Source organism: Marinomonas rhodophyticola (assembly GCF_026113935.1).
Classification (GTDB): Bacteria; Pseudomonadota; Gammaproteobacteria; order Pseudomonadales; family Marinomonadaceae; genus Marinomonas; species Marinomonas rhodophyticola.
The window spans coordinates 382,584-401,883 of sequence record NZ_JAPEUL010000006.1; the positions used below are offsets into that span (position 1 = coordinate 382,584).

At 45.2% G+C, this 19,300-nt stretch carries 20 protein-coding genes and 2 pseudogenes; 4 read left to right on the forward strand and 18 right to left on the reverse strand.

What is annotated here, in order from left to right; genetic code table 11:
• Window positions 1–77 precede the first annotated feature (77 nt).
• The 4 genes from ONZ52_RS07795 to ONZ52_RS07810 form a co-directional block, all read right to left on the reverse strand.
• Window positions 78–602 (reverse strand): MATE family efflux transporter, encoded by a 525-nt coding sequence (locus tag ONZ52_RS07795; RefSeq protein ID WP_265218089.1) that lies wholly within the window; start codon window positions 600–602, stop codon window positions 78–80.
• On the reverse strand, window positions 548–1,408 hold the full coding sequence (locus tag ONZ52_RS07800; protein ID WP_265218090.1) for an MATE family efflux transporter: 861 nt from the start codon (window positions 1,406–1,408) through the stop codon (window positions 548–550). The genes ONZ52_RS07795 and ONZ52_RS07800 overlap by 55 nt, the downstream gene beginning before the upstream one ends.
• Before the next feature lie 98 nt (window positions 1,409–1,506).
• The gene (locus ONZ52_RS07805) at window positions 1,507–2,748 is read right to left on the reverse strand and encodes a multidrug effflux MFS transporter (protein WP_265218091.1); all 1,242 of its coding nucleotides are present in this window, start codon (window positions 2,746–2,748) and stop codon (window positions 1,507–1,509) included.
• Between the two features lie 64 nt (window positions 2,749–2,812).
• Window positions 2,813–4,171 (reverse strand): amidohydrolase family protein, encoded by a 1,359-nt coding sequence (locus tag ONZ52_RS07810; RefSeq protein ID WP_265218092.1) that lies wholly within the window; start codon window positions 4,169–4,171, stop codon window positions 2,813–2,815.
• Between the two features lie 587 nt (window positions 4,172–4,758).
• Between ONZ52_RS07810 and ONZ52_RS07815 the strand changes: the two genes are divergently transcribed.
• Entirely contained in the window at window positions 4,759–5,769 is a 1,011-nt protein-coding gene (locus ONZ52_RS07815; protein ID WP_265218093.1) for an ABC transporter substrate-binding protein, read from the forward strand.
• Between the two features lie 157 nt (window positions 5,770–5,926).
• On the opposite strand, the gene ONZ52_RS07820 is transcribed toward ONZ52_RS07815, so the two are convergent.
• From ONZ52_RS07820 to ONZ52_RS07840, 5 genes are read right to left on the reverse strand one after another with little or no spacing between them, the layout of a single operon-like run.
• A complete protein-coding gene (locus tag ONZ52_RS07820) occupies window positions 5,927–6,265 on the reverse strand; it encodes a hypothetical protein (protein ID WP_346433232.1) in 339 nt (112 codons plus the stop codon).
• Window positions 6,247–6,666: a hypothetical protein gene (locus tag ONZ52_RS07825; RefSeq protein ID WP_265218095.1), complete on the reverse strand. Its 420-nt coding sequence runs from the start codon at window positions 6,664–6,666 to the stop codon at window positions 6,247–6,249. Before ONZ52_RS07825 ends, ONZ52_RS07820 begins: the two co-directional genes overlap by 19 nt.
• On the reverse strand, window positions 6,639–7,121 hold the full coding sequence (locus tag ONZ52_RS07830) for an MFS transporter (protein WP_265218096.1): 483 nt from the start codon (window positions 7,119–7,121) through the stop codon (window positions 6,639–6,641). Before ONZ52_RS07830 ends, ONZ52_RS07825 begins: the two co-directional genes overlap by 28 nt.
• Complete coding sequence (locus tag ONZ52_RS07835) at window positions 7,118–7,948, reverse strand: hypothetical protein (RefSeq protein WP_265218097.1); 831 nt, start codon at window positions 7,946–7,948, stop codon at window positions 7,118–7,120. The genes ONZ52_RS07830 and ONZ52_RS07835 overlap by 4 nt, the downstream gene beginning before the upstream one ends.
• Before the next feature lie 28 nt (window positions 7,949–7,976).
• Window positions 7,977–8,606 (reverse strand): HAD family hydrolase, encoded by a 630-nt coding sequence (locus ONZ52_RS07840; protein ID WP_265218098.1) that lies wholly within the window; start codon window positions 8,604–8,606, stop codon window positions 7,977–7,979.
• Between the two features lie 99 nt (window positions 8,607–8,705).
• On the opposite strand from ONZ52_RS07840, the pseudogene ONZ52_RS07845 reads away from it, so the two are divergent.
• The 3 genes and pseudogenes from ONZ52_RS07845 to ONZ52_RS07855 all read left to right on the forward strand — a co-directional run.
• Window positions 8,706–8,885, forward strand: a pseudogene (locus tag ONZ52_RS07845) (ABC transporter substrate-binding protein); the annotation flags it as partial.
• A gap of 33 nt (window positions 8,886–8,918) precedes the next feature.
• Window positions 8,919–9,131, forward strand: a complete 213-nt coding sequence (locus ONZ52_RS07850; protein WP_265218099.1) for a hypothetical protein — start codon at window positions 8,919–8,921, stop codon at window positions 9,129–9,131.
• Between the two features lie 129 nt (window positions 9,132–9,260).
• Entirely contained in the window at window positions 9,261–10,205 is a 945-nt protein-coding gene (locus ONZ52_RS07855; protein WP_265218100.1) for a LysR family transcriptional regulator, read from the forward strand.
• A 72-nt stretch (window positions 10,206–10,277) separates the two neighbouring features.
• On the opposite strand, the gene ONZ52_RS07860 is transcribed toward ONZ52_RS07855, so the two are convergent.
• From ONZ52_RS07860 to chvE, 9 genes and pseudogenes are all read right to left on the reverse strand, one after another.
• Window positions 10,278–10,874, reverse strand: coding sequence for an aldehyde dehydrogenase family protein (locus ONZ52_RS07860; RefSeq protein WP_265218101.1), 597 nt, complete (start codon window positions 10,872–10,874; stop codon window positions 10,278–10,280).
• Window positions 10,861–11,217 (reverse strand): aldehyde dehydrogenase family protein, encoded by a 357-nt coding sequence (locus ONZ52_RS07865; protein WP_265218102.1) that lies wholly within the window; start codon window positions 11,215–11,217, stop codon window positions 10,861–10,863. The genes ONZ52_RS07860 and ONZ52_RS07865 overlap by 14 nt, the downstream gene beginning before the upstream one ends.
• Window positions 11,217–11,786, reverse strand: a complete 570-nt coding sequence (locus ONZ52_RS07870; protein WP_265218103.1) for an aldehyde dehydrogenase family protein — start codon at window positions 11,784–11,786, stop codon at window positions 11,217–11,219. Before ONZ52_RS07870 ends, ONZ52_RS07865 begins: the two co-directional genes overlap by 1 nt.
• Window positions 11,787–11,809: 23 nt before the next feature.
• Window positions 11,810–13,570, reverse strand: coding sequence for an L-arabinonate dehydratase (gene araD, locus ONZ52_RS07875; RefSeq protein ID WP_265218104.1), 1,761 nt, complete (start codon window positions 13,568–13,570; stop codon window positions 11,810–11,812).
• Window positions 13,567–14,336, reverse strand: a pseudogene (locus ONZ52_RS07885) (SDR family NAD(P)-dependent oxidoreductase). Before ONZ52_RS07885 ends, araD begins: the two are co-directional and overlap by 4 nt.
• On the reverse strand, window positions 14,333–15,301 hold the full coding sequence (araD1, locus tag ONZ52_RS07890) for an AraD1 family protein (RefSeq protein WP_265218107.1): 969 nt from the start codon (window positions 15,299–15,301) through the stop codon (window positions 14,333–14,335). The pseudogene ONZ52_RS07885 and the gene araD1 overlap by 4 nt, the downstream one beginning before the upstream one ends.
• A gap of 23 nt (window positions 15,302–15,324) precedes the next feature.
• Window positions 15,325–16,524 carry a multiple monosaccharide ABC transporter permease gene (gene mmsB, locus ONZ52_RS07895; protein WP_265218108.1) on the reverse strand — a complete coding sequence of 400 codons (1,200 nt, stop codon included), beginning with the start codon at window positions 16,522–16,524 and terminating at the stop codon, window positions 15,325–15,327.
• 46 nt (window positions 16,525–16,570) lie between these two features.
• Window positions 16,571–18,094, reverse strand: coding sequence for a multiple monosaccharide ABC transporter ATP-binding protein (gene mmsA / locus ONZ52_RS07900; RefSeq protein WP_265218109.1), 1,524 nt, complete (start codon window positions 18,092–18,094; stop codon window positions 16,571–16,573).
• 165 nt (window positions 18,095–18,259) lie between these two features.
• Window positions 18,260–19,222, reverse strand: coding sequence for a multiple monosaccharide ABC transporter substrate-binding protein (gene chvE / locus ONZ52_RS07905; RefSeq protein WP_321160281.1), 963 nt, complete (start codon window positions 19,220–19,222; stop codon window positions 18,260–18,262).
• Window positions 19,223–19,300 lie beyond the last annotated feature (78 nt).

Here is a 19,300-nt window from a genome sequence, read left to right on the forward strand (position 1 = left end):
GGTACAAATCAATAAATAAGTGGCTACAAGGTTAACCACTCAATTAAAGAATAAATTTCTACCAGAGCATGAAGCTGTTAAATAGTTTGTTTTCTCTCTACTTGAGCTAATGCTCTTAGGTACATACGCCCAGCACAAATACCCGCGAGGATATTGCCGACCAAAACACCGAAGAACAGCCCTTTAAGCCCCGCTAGTTCAGAACCAATCCATAGGCAAGGCAGAAAGAAAGCAAACAAGCGCAATGCCGATATTGTTAGAGCTGTGTAGGATTTTCCTAACGCATTAGAGATAGACACCATCAACATACAGATACCAAGCAAACCAAGGCTCACCGGTACTATCATCAGATGCCAATGCAAAATCATCGAGACGTCTTCATCGCTGGTCATTAAGTTTGCCAATACGCCCGAGATAAAAAAAGTAATGACGGCGATCACTAACTGAAACGACAAGACAAAACGACACGCCAAACGCACCACGTAACGCACATCATCCAAGCGACCTTCGCCTAACAATCGCCCTACCATGGGAGGCATAGACATAGTCAGCGCCAACACAGCAACAATAGAGAAAAACTCAAAGCGTGGTCCAGCGCCCAAGAAGCCACCGCGGCCGTACCAAACCCAGCAATTAACTTAGTGGCTAACATAGAAGACACAGGCGGCAACAACTGACTGACCATCGCAGGCCCCATAATATGACCAATCGACGCCAAGCTTTTGACGATATTTAAGTCTTGCCAATCAAAGGTAATCCAATGCTTTCGAGCCACTTTCGGCGCAACCATCAAAACACCCAGACCAAACGCCACCGTCGTTGCCATCGCGGCACCGTTCAAGCCAAGGTCTAGCGTGAAGATGAAGATAGGGTCTAACACCAAGTTGAGTACGCTGGTGACTATCATCATGATACCAGGTAACAAGGTGTTCCCATTGGAACGACAAATACTGTAGTAAAAATAGATTAATGCCCCAACCCACGCACTCAGCAACCAATGAGGCCAATAAGCATCAATAATAGGATAGACAGAATCAGGGGCACTTAATAACGCCAAAATCGGATGACGTAACAACCAAATAAGCACGCTAAAAAAAGCAATCCCCACGCTTCCCATCATCAGTACCAAACCACCTAATTGCTTGGCGTAACGGGTGTTCCCGGCCCCTAAAGCTCTTGAAATAATCGCCGTTGTCGCAATCCCAAGACCCACCTGCAGACCGATCACAATCATTTGAATGGGCAAGGTAAAACCCTGTGCCGCCAGTGGTAAAACCCCCAACTGACCAATAAAAGCACTGTCCACCAACTGAAAACTCATCAACGACAAAATGCCAAACATCATCGGCCATGTCATGGAGAAAAGTTGCTTTGCTAAGGGCGCAGAGGGAGATACTTGAGAGGACATAGGTTGCTCATACAAAAAACTGAACCTCTATTCTAACCTACTTTGCTGACAACTGAATGACACACACCTTCACCAAACAAACTATGCGATGAAAAGTCTCATTCTTCAGCATGACGCTGACTTTGCTTATGCCCATAGTTCAGCATGACTAAAGCAATCATAGAAAAAATAGCAAAACCGCTAGCCAAAGGAATAACAGTAAAGTTATAGAACTGTCCTGCGATGGTTGCTAAGACAATGGCAATTAAGCTTGATAAAGACGAGATTAGCGAAGCGCCAAGCCCTGCCATGTTCCCTAATGGCTCCATCGCCATGGCATTCACATTACCAAAGACCATACCGAGACATGAAAACATCACCATACCCAGCACCATAAAAAATACAAAAGGCGGCACGCCATCAAAGAAAAAAGCCACAACTAACAGGATAAACGCGGTCGAACACATAACACTTAACGCGCCAACCACGCAGCGCAGCATGCCTACTCGCAGGACAATTTTGCCGTTTGAAAAGTTAATGATAGAAGAACCTATCGCCAGCATGGCAAAGAACAACGGAAAACGATCACCCGTGTCATACACATCCTGAAAAATAGATTGTGCCGTACTGATATACAGCATCAAACCTCCAAAAATACAACCTAACAGAATGGTAAAGGCCATCACATCACGACGACTCAGAATGATGCGCACGTCAGCCATTAAGCGTTTTCGGTTTAACGGTACACGGTTCTCTTTTAGCAAGGTTTCTGGTTGGCGTAACAAAAGCCAACCACCGGCAACAGCGGCTTGTATCATCAATAAAGCAAAAATCCAGCGCCAATCAGCCACTTTAATCACCAGTTGCCCCAATGACGGTGCAAGCATGGGCACAAGAATAAACACCATCATGACAAACGACATAATGCGCGCCATAGCGGCGCCTTTGTACAAATCTCGCACCAAGGCACGGGAGGCAATTTTAGGGCCAGCAACACCAAAACCTTGAATCATACGGCCCAGCAAAAACACCTCGATAGACGTCGCCAATAACGCAATCACAGAACCTAAGAGATAAATACTAACGCCAATTAAAATGCTTTTTTTACGGCCAATCGCATCCGACAGCGGGCCAAAAACGATCTCACCAAACACCATACCCAGAATCATCGCTGAGACAATCCACTGAGTTTGTTGATAATCCACAATAGCAAGTGATGCCGCAATTTGTGGGAACGCTGGCAACATGGCGTCCATACTCAACGCGGTCAGTGACATCATCAAGGCAAACAGCGCAATGAACTCTTTTTCGGCTAAGCGCCGTTGCGGTTTGTCCGCTACTTGGGCATCAGAAAGCGACATCCGTATCCTCAGGGTCTAACAAAAATGGAGCATTAGTTTACTCGTCTCTTCTTATATACTGCAATCAATTAGATGGCGCTCTGGCTAACAGTTCCAACACAGCAACTTTTACATCCTGTATTAATTCGGCTTCATCCACGCCGAGCACTTGGCCATTTTCCACCACTCGCTTGCCGTTAATAAAGCTGTGTTGAATCAACGCTGGTTCGCCGCATAAGATGGGCGCTTCTAACAGACTGTGTACACCAGAAAAACGGGGTGCATCAAGGGAATACAAGACTAAATCCGCAGCATACCCCTCGGCTATTTGACCTGTTTTCAGCCCTAAAAGCTCGGCGCCATTTTGCGTGCCCCATTTAAGCACTTGCGCTACATTCGTGGCGGCTGGGCCACCCTGAGTACGATGCAGCAGCCAAGCTAAATTCAACTCTTGCAGCATAGAAGCATTTTCACTGGACGCAGAACCATCCACACCAAGGGTAATTGACATGCCCGCCTTTTCCATCGCCAGAATCGGGGCAATGCCGCTACCAAGTCGACAATTTGACGTGGGACAATGGGCGATTCGAGTCTTAGTTTGTGCCAGCAATTCAATGGCATGAGCATCCGCTTGTACCAAGTGAGCGAACCACACATCCTCCCCTAACCAATCGCAATCCAGTGCGTAATCAATGGCACTCATACCAAAATTCTGTTGCGCCATTTGCTCATCAAAAGACACTTCCAATAAATGCGAATGGCGCAGTAATTTTCGTTCTTTTGCCCACTGAGCGTAACGACGTAAATCTTCGGCGGGTGAGGTATGAACCAAGCTGGTAGGCGCGATGACTAAACGTCGCATGCTGAATGGGCTGTCGTCATGATAGCGTTTATAGGAAGCATCAAGGCGATCTAGTGACAACACCAATGACTCTGGGACAATGCCGCTGTCTTGCATACCTTTATGGCTGCCCTGTACCGTCGCACCACCACGACATAAAACTAAGCGAATGCCCAAGTCTTCCGCCGCACGCCAAACAGCGTCTTCCAACTCTGGGGATGTACTCGCATGATATAAGTAATGGTGATCCGCGCAGGTTGTCACCCCAGAGCGCAGTTGTTCATAAAGGCCTAATTTTGCTGCAACATACATTAAATCTGGCGTAATTTGTGGCCAAAAACGATAGGGAACACTCGCTAGCCATTCCCCTAACCCTTGGTTTAAGCCAGTAGGAACGCCTTTTAAAATGGATTGAGCAAGGTGATGGTGAGTATTGACAAAACCGGGATAAACGACACAGTCTGATGCATCGATCAATTCATCGTCTGGTTCGCGATACAAAGTAGGTGCAATGGCGGCAATCACGCCATCTTTAATACGGATCTCTTGAGGAAACTCATAACCTACAACGGCTTTGGCTTGGCGGATTAAATACTGAGTCATAACACTCTCCTTCTAGGAAAGAGCAATGTCCAGGCCGCAAGGCTTAACCGCTTCTACTCTTTGATCTAATACTAATGATTTTAAATTGGATCTATCCAATGCAATCACAAAGCAAGCCCTGTACCAGTCTGCTCAACGGCAGCAAGTACACAGCCACCCGCTTTAAAAAAGCCCATAAAATCCTCTGATTTTTGTATTTATAGTGCAGAGACGCCTTAAATCGCCCAATTCAAGGGCATAAAAAAAGCACGCAAAATACAAAACGGTCGATTTTATAGACCATCCTATTTGGCCTACTTGTTGCTTAGTCATGAATAGCGCAAATTGTTTGCGTGGCGCAATGAGTAGAAGCGGTCAAACTTGGAGCTGATATCAATAAAACCAAGTTCGGGCATTGCTCACTGCCTTATCGACAACCCAAAGAGGATGTCGAAAGGGAAGTGACAGCCGTTTCCAACAAACTCGACTGTGTACCCAGCCCTCTCGCTCTTTCCTCATCTGGTTTTCTTTGTGGTTGTTTCTGTGAATGAGTTTGTTTTGCTTAAAAAAAAGCAAAGCCGAATCTATGATGAAGCATGGAGAACACAATGAACAACCCACTAAAAACATCCCTATTTGGTAAGCTATGCCTAGCTGGGGCCGTGGCATTTACGGCTTTAAATGGCAGCACCGCATTTGCAATAGACAAAGTGAAATTTCAGCTTGATTGGCTACCGGGTGGCGACAAAGCGCCTGTTTATGTTGGTATCAAAAAAGGCTTTTTCAAAGACGCCGATTTAGACGTAACCGTTGCCAGCGGCCGAGGCTCTACCGACGCCATTAGCAAACTCGCCACAGGCAATGCCGATTTGGGTTTATCCGACTTGGTCGCACTATTAATGGCAAAAGCTCAAAACGATGTACCAGTTTCTGCGGTTTATTCGGTTTTTAGTAAAGCACCCCATGCTTTTTTTGTTCTCTCTGAATCAGGCGTTAAAAGTGTCAAAGACGTCGCTGGAAAACGCATCGCCACCTCGCCTTATACGTCTTCAAATGTCTTCTTACCTTTGCTGTTAGACGTGAATGGCGTTGATCCAAACAGCGTAAAGTTAATCAAAGCCGACGCTGGTGCCTTAAACCCAATGTTACTTTCCGGTAATGCAGACGTCGTTATTTCATGGATAACAGACACGGTGATTTACCAACAACAAGCCAAAAGTGCGAACAAAACCTTACAAGTACTGCCTTGGTATGATGCTGGGTTAGAATTTTATTCAACGTCCGTCATTGCTTCAGATCGCTTTATTAATGAACATCCTGATGTAACAAAACGCTTTGTCGCAGCGTATAAAAAAGCCATCGAATATACTTGGAAGCACCCGGAAGAAAGCGGACAAATCGTCCATGAGATGGTACCCGAAGTCGATGCAAGTACCGCGACAGACACCATTAACTCGATCAAATCCTTGGTTTATAACGCCGTCAGCGAGCAAGATGGCTACGGTGCATTTACCAAAAAACGACTCGCCACCACATGGCAATGGACCGCCAAAGCACAAAATATTGCAGTCGACAGCTTTGATCCAGAATCGGCGGTAAATCGCCAGTTTATGCCTTAATTAACACCTTCATTTGCTGAAATAAAAACTCTTCAAAAAGCCCATTTATGAAGTGACCCCCAATGTTGTTTGTCCAACTATTGGGGGTCACTTCATTATTTGGGCTTTTCTTAGTTCTGGTACAGGTAATTCCATCACGTTCTAGATTGAAAAGATCTCAGTATCGACGAGAAATAAAGGCCACAAGACAGCCTGCGACACACAAGCCTGTTAGTACGAAAAACAACCCTTGGCTACCATTCAAATCAATTGCATAAGCAAAGATAGGTGGACCAACAGTTACCCCTAAATTTCCTAGCTGCGCTATTGCACCATTCCCCATTGCTTGCTCTGATTCTGTTGTTGATAATGCAGGTATTAAAGCAAAAGCCGTACCCTGCACAATTCCAGATACCAGTAACAATAATAAAGCAGTCAATAAGAAGTATCGCGGTGAGTCTTCAAACTGAGTAACAAAATAGGTAATCAGAGCAACGCCTACATACGCAAGAAACACCAAATTTTGAGGACGTAAACAATATTGAGACAAAGCACCAGATAAAAAAGTCCCCCGATACTACATAATGGCAGCAATATTAAAAGTAAGCTTTTTGTTGTGTCATCAGGAGATAATCTAGGAACAAATGTCAAAAGAGCCACAAACATAGTTGTATGAAACAGAAATACTAATCCTGGCAAAAATGTTCTTGGATTCAAATAAACCTGAATGGTTTGAGTAAAAAAGCTAGCAAAGGTTAATTTGTTAATGTTTGGTGGAGTATTAAGCGTTTTACGTGCTGGCAGCAGGAAATAAAGCACGAGAGGAACAGACAAAAAAGCATGAGCAAGAAAAACACCAGAGATTCCATAATTTAAAATAATCTTGCTTCCTAACCACCCAGCAATAGCAAAAGCCACACCAAAAAAGTTCCCCACAACCCCATTACTAGAGAATAATGCTGTTTTGCAGCACTCCGTAGCATAAGTGTTGGTGCGGCAACCACTATACCAAGATGTGATATTCCTTCTATAATTCTAGTAATTAGTAACACAGAATACGAAGGAAGCACTGATTGAATAAATGACAACCCTCCCCCAATGACTAGAGATCCAATAAGAACCTTTTGATAGCCTAAATATCCAGACAGTACCCCAGCAACAACACCAAATAATAATCCGATAAAACCGACTATCGATAACAACGCACCAATAGAAGAAGCACCGACATCATAAGCGGTAAGAAGAAGATCATAGGAAACCGAAAATTTTGCAAACTGCATTGCTGCGAAAACACCAACAATCCATAGAATAAAAACATCTATCCATTGTGTTTTTTCTAACTCGATACTTTTAATTGCCACAATAGAACTCATAATAACCCCAACATTCGCGGTAAATGCTCACAGCTATTACAAACCTTTATCTTTTTAGATGATGCATCTACAACATAATGTATCATTACTTTGGGCATTGATATATCCGAAGGTACTATAAACTGGGGGTCAATAGTAAACTGACCTGAATCAGATAAATTCCAGTCAGAGGAGCCACTTAAAAACTGCCTTGACTTTCTCATTTTTTGAGCACTAATATCACTTAATTCTTTTGATGTATTATTCAAATCTGGCATTAGATCATATAAAGAAGGAAGGGTATGACCAAAATTATAATCATTATCTGTAGAGCTCCATGTTTTTCCTTCTAACCCATTTTCGGATGCAATACGATCTATCAACAAATATGCTTGCCCACTTGTTGAGTTCGCCTCAAAATTAGAAAAATTCATTACAAACATTAAAGCATTTCCTAAAATATGCGCGTATTTTAGGCGACTCACCAAAATATGCAGTAGTAGCAAAATCGGCAGGAACGCCAGATTCATTATCAACATTAGACGCATACGCCACAAGAATAAGATCTTTCCAATTAATAGCTTGATTATTTGAAAAAACTGAGAGTCTCTAAATGATTTAAAATGGCTACGCGTAACATCATTACTATTACATGCTAAAATTGCAGCACCTAAATGAGGGGGATTGTACCAACCATTTTCGGTTAAATTAGGATAAGATGCTATCTCCTCAATCCAAGACTGTTTTAATAAAGCTTCGGATATATTATTTTTACCGAAATAGTGACTAACTACTTTTGTTAATGCATCTGAAACCTTCAATCGACCAGGGTTAATAATATCTACCATAAAAAACACTCCTTGTGAAATTTAATCCTTAAAAAGAAATCATTCTGTATGCTTCTAATATCGAGTTTCCAGAATAATTATATTTGCTTATTTTCTTTAACTCAGGACTCGCATTTACCGCAATAGTTTCTGTAAGCTTAGAAAATAATGGCTCATCACTTAATGAATCACCAAATGCAATACATTCATCAAAATCAAGATTATATTTATTACATAAATCCATAGCAATTAATGGTTTATCTTCAGGAGACAAAATCTTAAAATATTCATCTGAATGAGGAGGATATGTTGAACTAAAGATATGATCAAAACCATAAATACTAAAATGACTTGCAAATACATCCTGAGACATTGTAATTAAACAGCTCAGACTTCCTCGACCCTTTATTTCTGCAAGGCACTCTGAAATATGATCGATTTTTTTTGCATCTTGGAAGGCAGAAAACGACACATTTTTGTCTATTTCCCCCCAAAGTTTTGATATAAGATCAGTGAATTGATAAGTAGTGATTCTACGTTCAGAAAATTGTTTTTCTAGCTCAAAAAGCTGTGTCTCAGTTCCAAGCTTTTTGGCCAATTCTAGTAAACCTGTAGATTCAGGTAGAATTGTTCCATCCATGTCAAATATATATAGTCGTCTCATTCCTTTAACTTCCATGACAATCCAATAACAAAAATCTAACAAATCTAAAAGGTATAATCAATACTATTTTTCATAGTTTTCAATATCCTAATTTTCTGGGTAACTGACACCGTAATTTATCAACAACAAGCTCAAAGCGCGGGCAAAACACTGCAAATACTACCTTGGTACGATGCCGGTTTAGAATTTTATTCCACCTCAGTTATTGCCTCTAATCGCTTTATTAATGAACATCCTGATGTAACAAAACGCTTTGTCGCAGCGTATAAAAAAGCCATTGAATACACCTGGGCACACCCCGAGGAAAGCGGACAAATCGTTCATGAGATGGTACCCGAAGTCGACGCTAGCACCGCCACAGACACCATTAATTCGATTAAATCGTTAGTGTATAACGCTGTCAGCGATCAAGACGGTTACGGCGCATTTACCAAAGAACGACTCGCCACCACATGGCAATGGACCGCCAAAGCGCAAAATATTGCCGTCGACAGCTTTGATCCAGAATCAGCTATAAACCGTCAATTTATACCTGAATAAACCATCATATTCAGTTAGATAAAAAACCTTTCAAAAGCCCATTTATTTGGGCTTTTTTCTTGCTATTAGACGCAAATCGCTTCTATTTAGAGTAAGATATCTTCATTAAAAACAATAATAGAGGTCGATATGGACATAGGTCTGGCCAAGCATTTAAAACTGACTCAACTGCGCTTAATTTCGGTCATAGCAGAGCATGGTCAGCTCGGTATTGCGGCCGATGAGATGGCAATGACACAACCTGCCGCGTCACGTATGTTGAGTGAAATCGAACAAACTATTGGCACGCGTTTATTCATTCGTCACGCCAAAGGCATGGAACCAACCTTGGTTGGTCAAGCTGTGGCACGTCGGGCACACAATTTATTGGTTGAGCTACGAGATCTTGCCCGTGAAGTAGGCGAACTAAAAGAAGGTGGCGGAGGCACCACCTCAATTGGCGCGGTTACCGGGGCCGCAGTGGGGTTTGTCATTCCAGCCATTCAACAATTGCGTGCCATCGCCCCCAAAGCCGAAATAGACATCAATGTGGACACCAGTGATATTTTGGTGCGTGATTTAATCGCTGGACACAATGACTTCGTGCTCGCGCGTATCCCCAAACAATACGACGCCAACGAATTTGAAATTTATCCAGCCCGTACTGAATCGGTCACACTCGTGGTGCGAAAAGATCACCCATTAGCTAATCTTGATAAAGTGCGCGTCAAAGACCTCGCTCATTTTGAATGGGTCATGCAGTCCCACCGTGCGCCCATACGTGAAGCGGTCGAAGCGGCCTTTATGGAAGAACGCGCTGAACTGCCGTTAAGCATTACCAACAGCACCTCTTTATTGGCATTAATCGCTATCTTGGTGTCTTCCAACGCCATTGCGCCGATGGCGAGAGAAGTCAGTGATTTGTTAGTGGGTCATAAAGTCAAAGCCGACTTAAAAACACTAAAATTGGATAGAAAAATTGTCATGAAGCTCTCATTATTTGTTGCAAATGCGTGGTCGCCAATTATCCCCTCTTGCCAATCAGCTCAAGCGTTTAGTATTAGCCGAACTGGAACAGAAACCGATAAAGAGTGATATATAAAAAAAGCGAGTCGCCTGCTTCACAGACCACTCGCTCAAACCCCGCCTTGGGTATCTCAACAAAAATTAGCCAACAAGATCTTTTGGTAACAAAGCCTTTGGAATGTTTTGATAACACACAGGGCGCAAGAAACGACGTATCGACAAAGTGCCCACTGAAGTGGCACCGAAGTTTGTCGACGCTGGATATGGACCGCCATGCACCATGGTATCGTTTACTTCCACACCGGTTGGAAAACCATTTGCCAGCAAACGACCCGCTTTACGCTCCAGCACAGGCAAGAGTTTCTGACACGCCGCATGATCGCCTTCATCAAGATGAATAGTACAAGTCAGCTGACCTTCCAAATGACGAGCTAACTCGACCATTTGCTCAACACTGTTCGCTAAAACAATCAATCCAAGTGGCCCAAAGACCTCTTGATGCAAGGTTGGGTTATCCAACCACACTTGACCCGTTACCGTGAATAAGTTTGGTCGAGCCGTACGATCATCTGTATCCGCTGAACGAACAACCGCCTGAATGCCCGTTTTTTCCATCGCTGCGACACCAGAACGGTACGCATCGGCAATGCCATCTGTGAGCATAGTTTGTGCTGATGTTTCCGATAAAGCGGCACTGGCGGCTGCGATCATCTTCTGGGCATCTTCATTGTCCAACATGACCGCAATTCCAGTGGTTAGTACAAAACTGTCCAGCACCCATGGTTAATGAGCCAGCCCAACCTTTACCCAATGCCTCCGCACGATTTTTAACGGCTTCTGGCATCACAAACATTGGGTTTACAGAACCCAGTTCACCAAAAAACGGAATCGGCTCTGGACGTGCCGCACACAAATCAAACAAGGCACGGCCACCCGCCAAGCTGCCAGTAAAGCCAACCGCCTTGATCAGTGGATGTTGCACCAAGGCTTGCCCTACCTGACGATTGCCCCCTTGAATCAAAGAGAAAACACCGTCTGGCATGTTGCAACGCTTAATGGCCTTATCAATGGCTTGTGCCACTAACTCGCCCGTTCCGGGTGTGCCGAATGGCCTTTGACCACCACAGGGCAACCTGCCGCCAACGCGGCGGCGGTATCGCCACCCGCCGTTGAAAACGCCAATGGAAAATTAGACGCACCAAATACGGCAACGGGGCCGATTGGACGCTGGATCATGTACATATCTGGACGCGGCAACGGTGCGCGATCTGGCAAGGCTTCATCATAACGACGATCTAAATATTCGCCCGATAAGATGCGCTCAGCAAACAAGCGTAACTGACCCGTAGTACGGCCACGTTCGCCCTGTAACCGTGCCGCTGGTAAGCCCGTTTCCTGCACGCCGATTTCAGTAATTTGATCGCCTAGCACATCGATTTCGTCAGCAATCGCATTCAGAAACGCGGCACGCTCTTCGCGAGAAGAATACCCAAACGTTTCAAAGGCCGCTTCTGCCGCTTCTACTGCCGCATTTACATCAGCAACACGCCCCACGGCAAACTCATGAGAAGACCCAGAAGAAGGCTCGGAAGAAAATGTTGCGTCGCCCTTTACCCATTTGCCGGCAATAAAATGCTGTCCCGTTAACATACTCACTCCTCTCTGCTTTTTAATTAATGACTGTCTTTTGGTACGGCCGCACCACGACAACCTTTTAGGAAGTCAAAATCAGCCCCCGTATCCGCTCCTTGCACATGGTCATGGAACAGCTTGATATAGCCGCTTTTGGGTGGCTCTAAATGGCTCTTCCAGTTCGCCAATCGACTGGCCATTTCTTCATCTGAAATGTCCACATGTAAGCGTCGTTTTTCGACATCCAGCTCAATCATGTCGCCATTTTGTATCACGGCCAATGGCCCACCCGCTGCGGCTTCTGGTGTCGTATGCAATACCACAGTGCCATACGCCGTACCCGACATACGCGCATCAGAAATGCGCACCATGTCTTTAATACCCTTGCGCAGCACTTTTGGTGGCAAGCCCATGTTGCCAACCTCCGCCATACCTGGATAACCTTTCGGTCCACAGTTTTTTAGCACCATGACGCAGTTTTCATCGATATCCAAGGCTTCATCATTGATCTTAGCTTTGTAGTCATCAATGTCTTCGAATACCACAGCGCGGCCACGGTGTTGTAATAAATGCGCCGATGCCGCAGAAGGTTTCAGTACTGCACCTTGTGGCGCAAGGTTACCTTTTAATACAACAATACCGCCTTTTTGTGTCAGTGCTTTTTCCACTGGCAAAATGACGTCTGGGTTCCAATTACGAACCTCTTTTACTTCTTCCCAAATGGATTCACCAGACACGGTAATGGCGTTTTTGTGTAGTTTTCCAGCTTCTGCCAGATGCTTAATTACCACAGGCAAACCACCCGCGTAGAAGAATTCTTCCATCAGGTATTTGCCCGATGGCATCAGGTTCACAATAGTGGCAATTTCTTGGCCCAATTTATCCCAGTCATCTAGGGTTAAATCCACACCCACACGACCAGCAATAGCCAATAAATGAATCACCGCATTGGTCGAGCCACCAATCGCGCCGTTGACGCGAATCGCGTTTTCAAAAGCTTGGCGAGTCAAAATATCAGACGGCTTTAAATCGTCTTTCACCATATCAACGATACGACGACCAGTTAGATGCGCCATAACGCGACGACGGCTATCTACTGCAGGAATCGCTGCGTTACCCGATAACGCCATGCCCAAGGCTTCAGCCATCGAGGCCATGGTGCTAGCGGTGCCCATGGTGTTACAAGAACCCGCAGAGCGAGACATAGATTGCTCGGCTTCAAGGAAGTCTTCTTGTGTCATCTTGCCCGCTTTAATGTCTTCCGACATTTGCCACAAGGCTGTACCAGAAGCCACACGCTCGCCTCTGAAGTAGCCATTCAACATTGGGCCACCAGATACCACAATCGCAGGGATATCGACACTACACGCGCCCATAAGCAGCGCCGGTGTGGTTTTGTCACAACCTGCTAACAAAACAACGCCATCAAGCGGGTTGGCACGCAAAGCCTCCTCCACGTCCATCGCCGCCATGTTGCGATACATCATAGCCGTCGGACGCAGTGAGCTTTCACCCACAGAGAACACAGGAAACTCTAGTGGCAAACCACCCGCTTCATAAATACCGTGTTTCACTCGATCGGCAAGATCTCGAAGATGGGCGTTACAAGGTGTAAGCTGCGACCAGGTATTACAAATGCCAATAACGGGGCGACCATCAAATAAATCCGCCGGCAGGCCTTGGTTTTTCATCCAGCTGCGGTGGTAAATATGATCACGTGAGGTACCGCCAAACCATTCGGTTGAACGTAATTTGCGGGGCCATGTTTTTGGTACGAACTTGTTTTTTTCAGAATCACTCATACCCAACCTCCATCAACAATAAAGTTCTGCGCCGAACACATAGCCGCCGCATCGGACCCTAAAAACAGTGCCATATTGGCGATGTGTTCAGGCAGTACCTTGCCTGTTAGGCATTGGCTCTGTTTAATTTTCTCTTCTGCCGCATCATCGACCCACAGGCGCAGTTGCTTTTCCGTCATCACCCAGCCGGTACCAAGGTATTCACACGAATACCAGAGCCACCTAAATCACGGGCCAGAGATCGAGTTAAACCATGAGTCGCCGCTTTGCTCGTGCCGTAAGTTGGATAACCGGCTGTCGCCATCATCCAGCCCACTGAGCCAAAATTGATGATCGAACCGCCACCGAGTTTGCGCATCATCGGCGCGACGGCTTGAGCGGCAAACATAGCGTGTTTGATGTTCACACCAACCAGCTCATCAAAACGCTCTTCTGTCAGCGATTCTAAAGAATGACGCACGTCGTTAGCGGCGTTATTCAACAACACGGAAATAGGACCGAACGCGTCTGCTGCCGCACGAATTTTGCTCTGGTAATCTTGGATGTTAGTAATGTCACAGACCTCAAAACGCACCTCATAACCATCTTTTTTCAGACGTTTAGCCAGTGCCGTACCAGCTTTTTCATCCAAGTCGACAAAAGCCGTTTTCGCACCTTGCTTGGCATATGCTTCAACGATGGCCGCACCTATACCCGTCGCACCGCCAGAGATAAAGACTGAGCGATCTTTTAAATCTGGATAAACGGCACTCTTTGATTTATTCATAGCGGCGCTACCTCGGTATCAAGTTCATCCGCTTTCGCTAATGTATTGCGCAATGGCAAACCAAAGGTAGGTGAGGAAATTTCAAAGACATCGCCTTCTTGAGCCTGAATGCCATCAGCAAAAGACAAGGTTGCTGTGCCAAACATGTGTACATGTAGATCGCCCGGCTGGCGGAAAATCGCATATTTGAAATGATGGTGCTCTAAGTTTTTAAAGGTATGCGACATATTGTCTTCACCGGATAAAAAGCCTTTTTCCCAGAGCGTTTTTTCGCCACGTTCGATGCGTGAATGACCATCAATGTGCATGGGCAATTCGCCCACCAACAATTCAGGACCAAACGACGCAGGACGCAATTTTGAATGCGCTAGATACAAATAGTTTTGACGCTCTGTTACGTGATCTGAAAATTCATTCGCCAAGGTGTAACCAAGACGATGCACTTTGCCGTCTTCGCCCACCAAGTAAAAACCCGCGATTTCTGGCTCTTCACCGCCATCTAAAGCAAAAGATGGTGAAGGCAAGGCCTCACCTGGTGCGATTACACCAGCACCATTGCCTTTGTAAAACCACTCTGGCTGAACGCCTTCTTGTCCGTCTTTTGGCTTGCCACCTTCCACGCCCATTTGGAAAATTTTCATGGAATCGGTCAGTTCTTCACTTTTCGCATGCATAGCATTACGTGTTGCTGCAGAGCCTAAATGCGTTAAGCCTGTACCAGTCAGATACATATGCGCTGGATCAGGATGTCGAACTGGGCAATCTAACTGATTATTTTTTGCCAGCTCTGCCAAATTCACAGACTCCCCCAAACCATACTTTGCAATAATAGACTTCAGCGGCACGCCATTTTTAACGGCTTCTGTTGCGAGTTCGTAAACACTCGATGCATGAAGAACAAGGTGTGCTTCGCTGCCTTCACGGCACACCACACCACCTTGTTTAATTTGAGATAAAAACAACATAAATCGCTCCTTAACCCGCGTTCTTAGCGCGCTTTTTGTTTGTTGTAGACGTCGAAAATAACCGCAGCGAGCAATACCAAGCCCTTGATAACTTGCTGCCAATCAATCCCTATACCCAATATCGACATCCCGTTGTTCATAACGCCCATGATGAAAGCACCAATCACCGCACCGATGACTTTACCAACGCCGCCCGTCATGGAGGCGCCGCCGATAAAGACGGCCGCAATAACATCCAACTCAAAAGCAAAACCGGCTTTTGGCGTAGCTGTGTTCAAGCGGGCGGCAAAGATTAATCCTGCCAAAGCAGCCAACATGCCCATGTTGGCGAAGGTCAAAAAGGTCAAACGCTCGGTATTGATACCCGATAATTTCGCCGCTTTTACGTTGCCACCCAAGGCATAGATACGACGACCAATCGTCGTGCTGTTTGTAATAAAGGTATAGATAGCGATCAGTACCGCCATGGTGATCAATACGTTTGGTAAACCACGATACGTACTCAACATGTAAGATAGGTAGATAATGGCAACTGCGATCAAAGCATTCTTCACGATAAAGAAAGCAAAAGGCTCATCTTGAATACCATACTTCAACGCTCTAGCACGGCTACGAGCTGCTAAGAATACAATGGCACTGGCGGCTAACACACCCAATACTAATGCCGTAATATTTGGACGTCCTGCCCCAAACACATCTGGAATAAAGCCAGTACTTAATAGCTGAAAGCTTTCTGGAAACGGTCCGATGGATTGCCCTTCCAGCAAGGTCAACGTCAAACCACGAAATACCAACATGCCGGCCAAGGTAACGATAAAAGCCGGAATCTTCCAATAAGCGATCCAGTAGCCCTGCAAGCCGCCAATAATTAAGCCAACCAGCAGGCAAACCGGCACAACAATAATAGTGGGTAAGTTATAATTTACCGCCATCACCGCCGCCAATGCCCCAATAAACCCCGCCACTGAGCCAACTGATAAATCAATATGCCCCGCAACGATCACCAGCAACATACCAATCGCCATGATAATGATGTAGCTGTTTTGTAAAAATAAATTGGTCAGGTTAACCGGGCGCATCAATATGCCATCGGTCAAAAACTGAAACATCCCCATGATGACCACAAGCGCAATCAGCATGCCGTAATCACGTACGTGTGACTTTAAATAGTCAGTAACAGAAGGTGCCGATTGGACCGCTGTAGAGGTTTCTTTGGTTGTCATTATTATTGCTCCGCTATTATTCTTCTCGCCGTTATTATTGCTATCGCTAGGCTTTCACTATCATTGACATGATTTTCTCTTGGCTCGCATCAGCTTTGTCTAATTCGCCAACCAAACGGCCTTCGTTCATCACATAAATACGATCACACATGCCAAGCAACTCTGGCATCTCTGAAGAAATCATCACCACGCCTTTACCGTCATCAGCAAGCTGATTGATGATGCTGTAAATTTCAAACTTGGCACCTACATCGATACCACGAGTAGGCTCATCCAAAATCAACACATCTGGTTGTGAATACAGCCATTTGCTTAATACGACTTTCTGCTGGTTACCACCGGATAAGTTCATCACCTTTTGAAACACGCTTGGGGTACGAATATTTAGAGCTTGTCGATAATCTTCAGACACTTGACGTTCGATGTTTTCATCGATGACCCCAAAAGACGAAACCCTAAGCAAATTCGCTAGCGTGGTATTGGTTTGAATGGTTTCTTCTAGGATCAAGCCCAGTTCTTTACGATCTTCAGTAACGTAGGCCAAACCGCTTTTAATCGCTTTTGGCACCGTCGATAAATCGGCGAGTTCACCGCGCAAACGCACCTCACCTTGCACATTTTTGCCGTAGCTTTGACCAAACAGACTCATGGCCAATTCCGTTCGTCCAGACCCCATTAGTCCTGCGATCCCGATGACTTCGCCAGCACGAACAGTAAATTCAATGTCGTGCAGCATCTGGCGATCCAACGCATCGGCATGCCATACGTTCCAACCGCTGACTTCCATTAGTATTTTGCCTAATTGACTCTCTCTCGCTGGATAGCGGTGCGCCATATCACGACCAACCATGTCACGAATAATGTCTTCTTCACTGATGTTTTGTGCATGACAATCCAGCGTTGACACTGACGCGCCGTCACGAATCACGGTAATGCTGTCTGCTACTCGGCTGATTTCATTCAATTTGTGGGTGATCAGGATAGAAGAGATGCCTTGTGCTTTTAATTCCAGTAGCAAATCAAGCAATTTGGCGCTGTCGTTTTCTTGCAAAGCGGCGGTTGGCTCATCCAAAATCAATAACTTCACGTCTTTAGCAAGGGCTTTAGCAATCTCAACCAGTTGCTGTTTACCGACCCCCAGTTGACCGACTAACGTCGACGGCGATTCTTTCAAACCTACTTTGGCTAACAAGTCTTGGGTACGCGAGAAGGTCTTCGGCCAGTTAATGACGCCACCTTCCACATTCTCGTTGCCTAAAAATAAATTCTCAGCGATGGATAAAAGTGACACTAATGCCAACTCTTGGTGAATAATAATGATGCCTTTTGCTTCGCTGTCCCTAATACCGGAAAAGGCAACAGTCTCGTTATTAAAAAGAATATCGCCATCGTAACTGCCATGTGGATAAACCCCACTCAATACCTTCATGAGAGTGGATTTTCCCGCGCCGTTTTCCCCCACCAAAGCGTGGATCTCCCCTGAACGAACTTTAAGGTTCACTGAGTCGAGGGCTTTTACTCCAGGAAATGTCTTGGTAATGCTGCGCATTTCCAAAATAATATTTTCCATAAAACATCCCATTAGCAAGGCGCTACTACCGCATTAACACACGGTGAATAGCGCTCTCGCTGGTTTATTATTGTTGAATTAGGATCAATTAAAAATTTTCACGATGTCACGAGCGAAGCCAATTTTGTACTCACAAAAGCTTGGCTTTGCTCACTCATTAAAGGCTTATTCGACTTGAGATTTGGTGTAATAACCACTGCCCAATAGCACATCTTGCCAGTTAGATTTATCCACCGTGACCGGCTCAAGCAAATAACTTGGCACAATTTTGATACCATTGTTGTAGGTTTTAGTATCATTAATTTGCGGCTTTGCATCATTCAATACCGCTTGCACCATGCCCACTGTCACACTGGCTAATTCACGGGTGTCCTTGAAGATGGTGGAATATTGTTCGCCGGCAATGATGGATTTAACGGATGGCACTTCCGCATCTTGCCCTGTCACAATCGGCATGGGCAAATTACCAGAACCATAACCAACGCCTTTCAAAGAAGACAAAATCCCGATAGAAATACCGTCATAAGGAGACAAAATACCATCAACACGTTTTGTCGTATAATGCGCTGACAATAAGTTATCCATACGAGCCTGAGCGGTTGCACCGTCCCAGCGCAAGGTACCGACCTTATCCATGCCCATTTGCCCAGAAACCACGTTCACTTTACCCGAGTCGATCATAGGTTGAAGCACAGACATGGCGCCATCGTAGAAGAAATAAGCGTTATTGTCGTCTGGTGAGCCGCCAAACAATTCAACGTTGTAAGGTACCGCTCCACGCTGTTCCATACCACTGACCAAAGACTTAGCTTGTAATACACCGACCTTAAAGTTATCAAAGGTGGCGTAGTAGCTCACATGAGGGCTGTTTTTGATCAAACGGTCATAGGAAATTACTTTAATACCCGCTGCGTCGGCATTTTCAAGTGCGTTTGAAAGAGTGGTACCATCAATTGCGGCGATGACTAATACATCAACGCCTTTTACAATCATGTTTTCAATTTGAGAAAGTTGATTTGGAATTTCATCTTCAGCGTATTGCAGATCAACCTTATAGCCTGCGTCTTGGAAGAGTTTGACCATGGAATCACCATCTGTGATCCAGCGGGCAGACGATTTAGTCGGCATGGCAATACCAACATAACCACTCGCAGCCAAGGCACTCGCGGAGCTTCAGCGCAGTGGCACCCAATACTAAACCAGCAA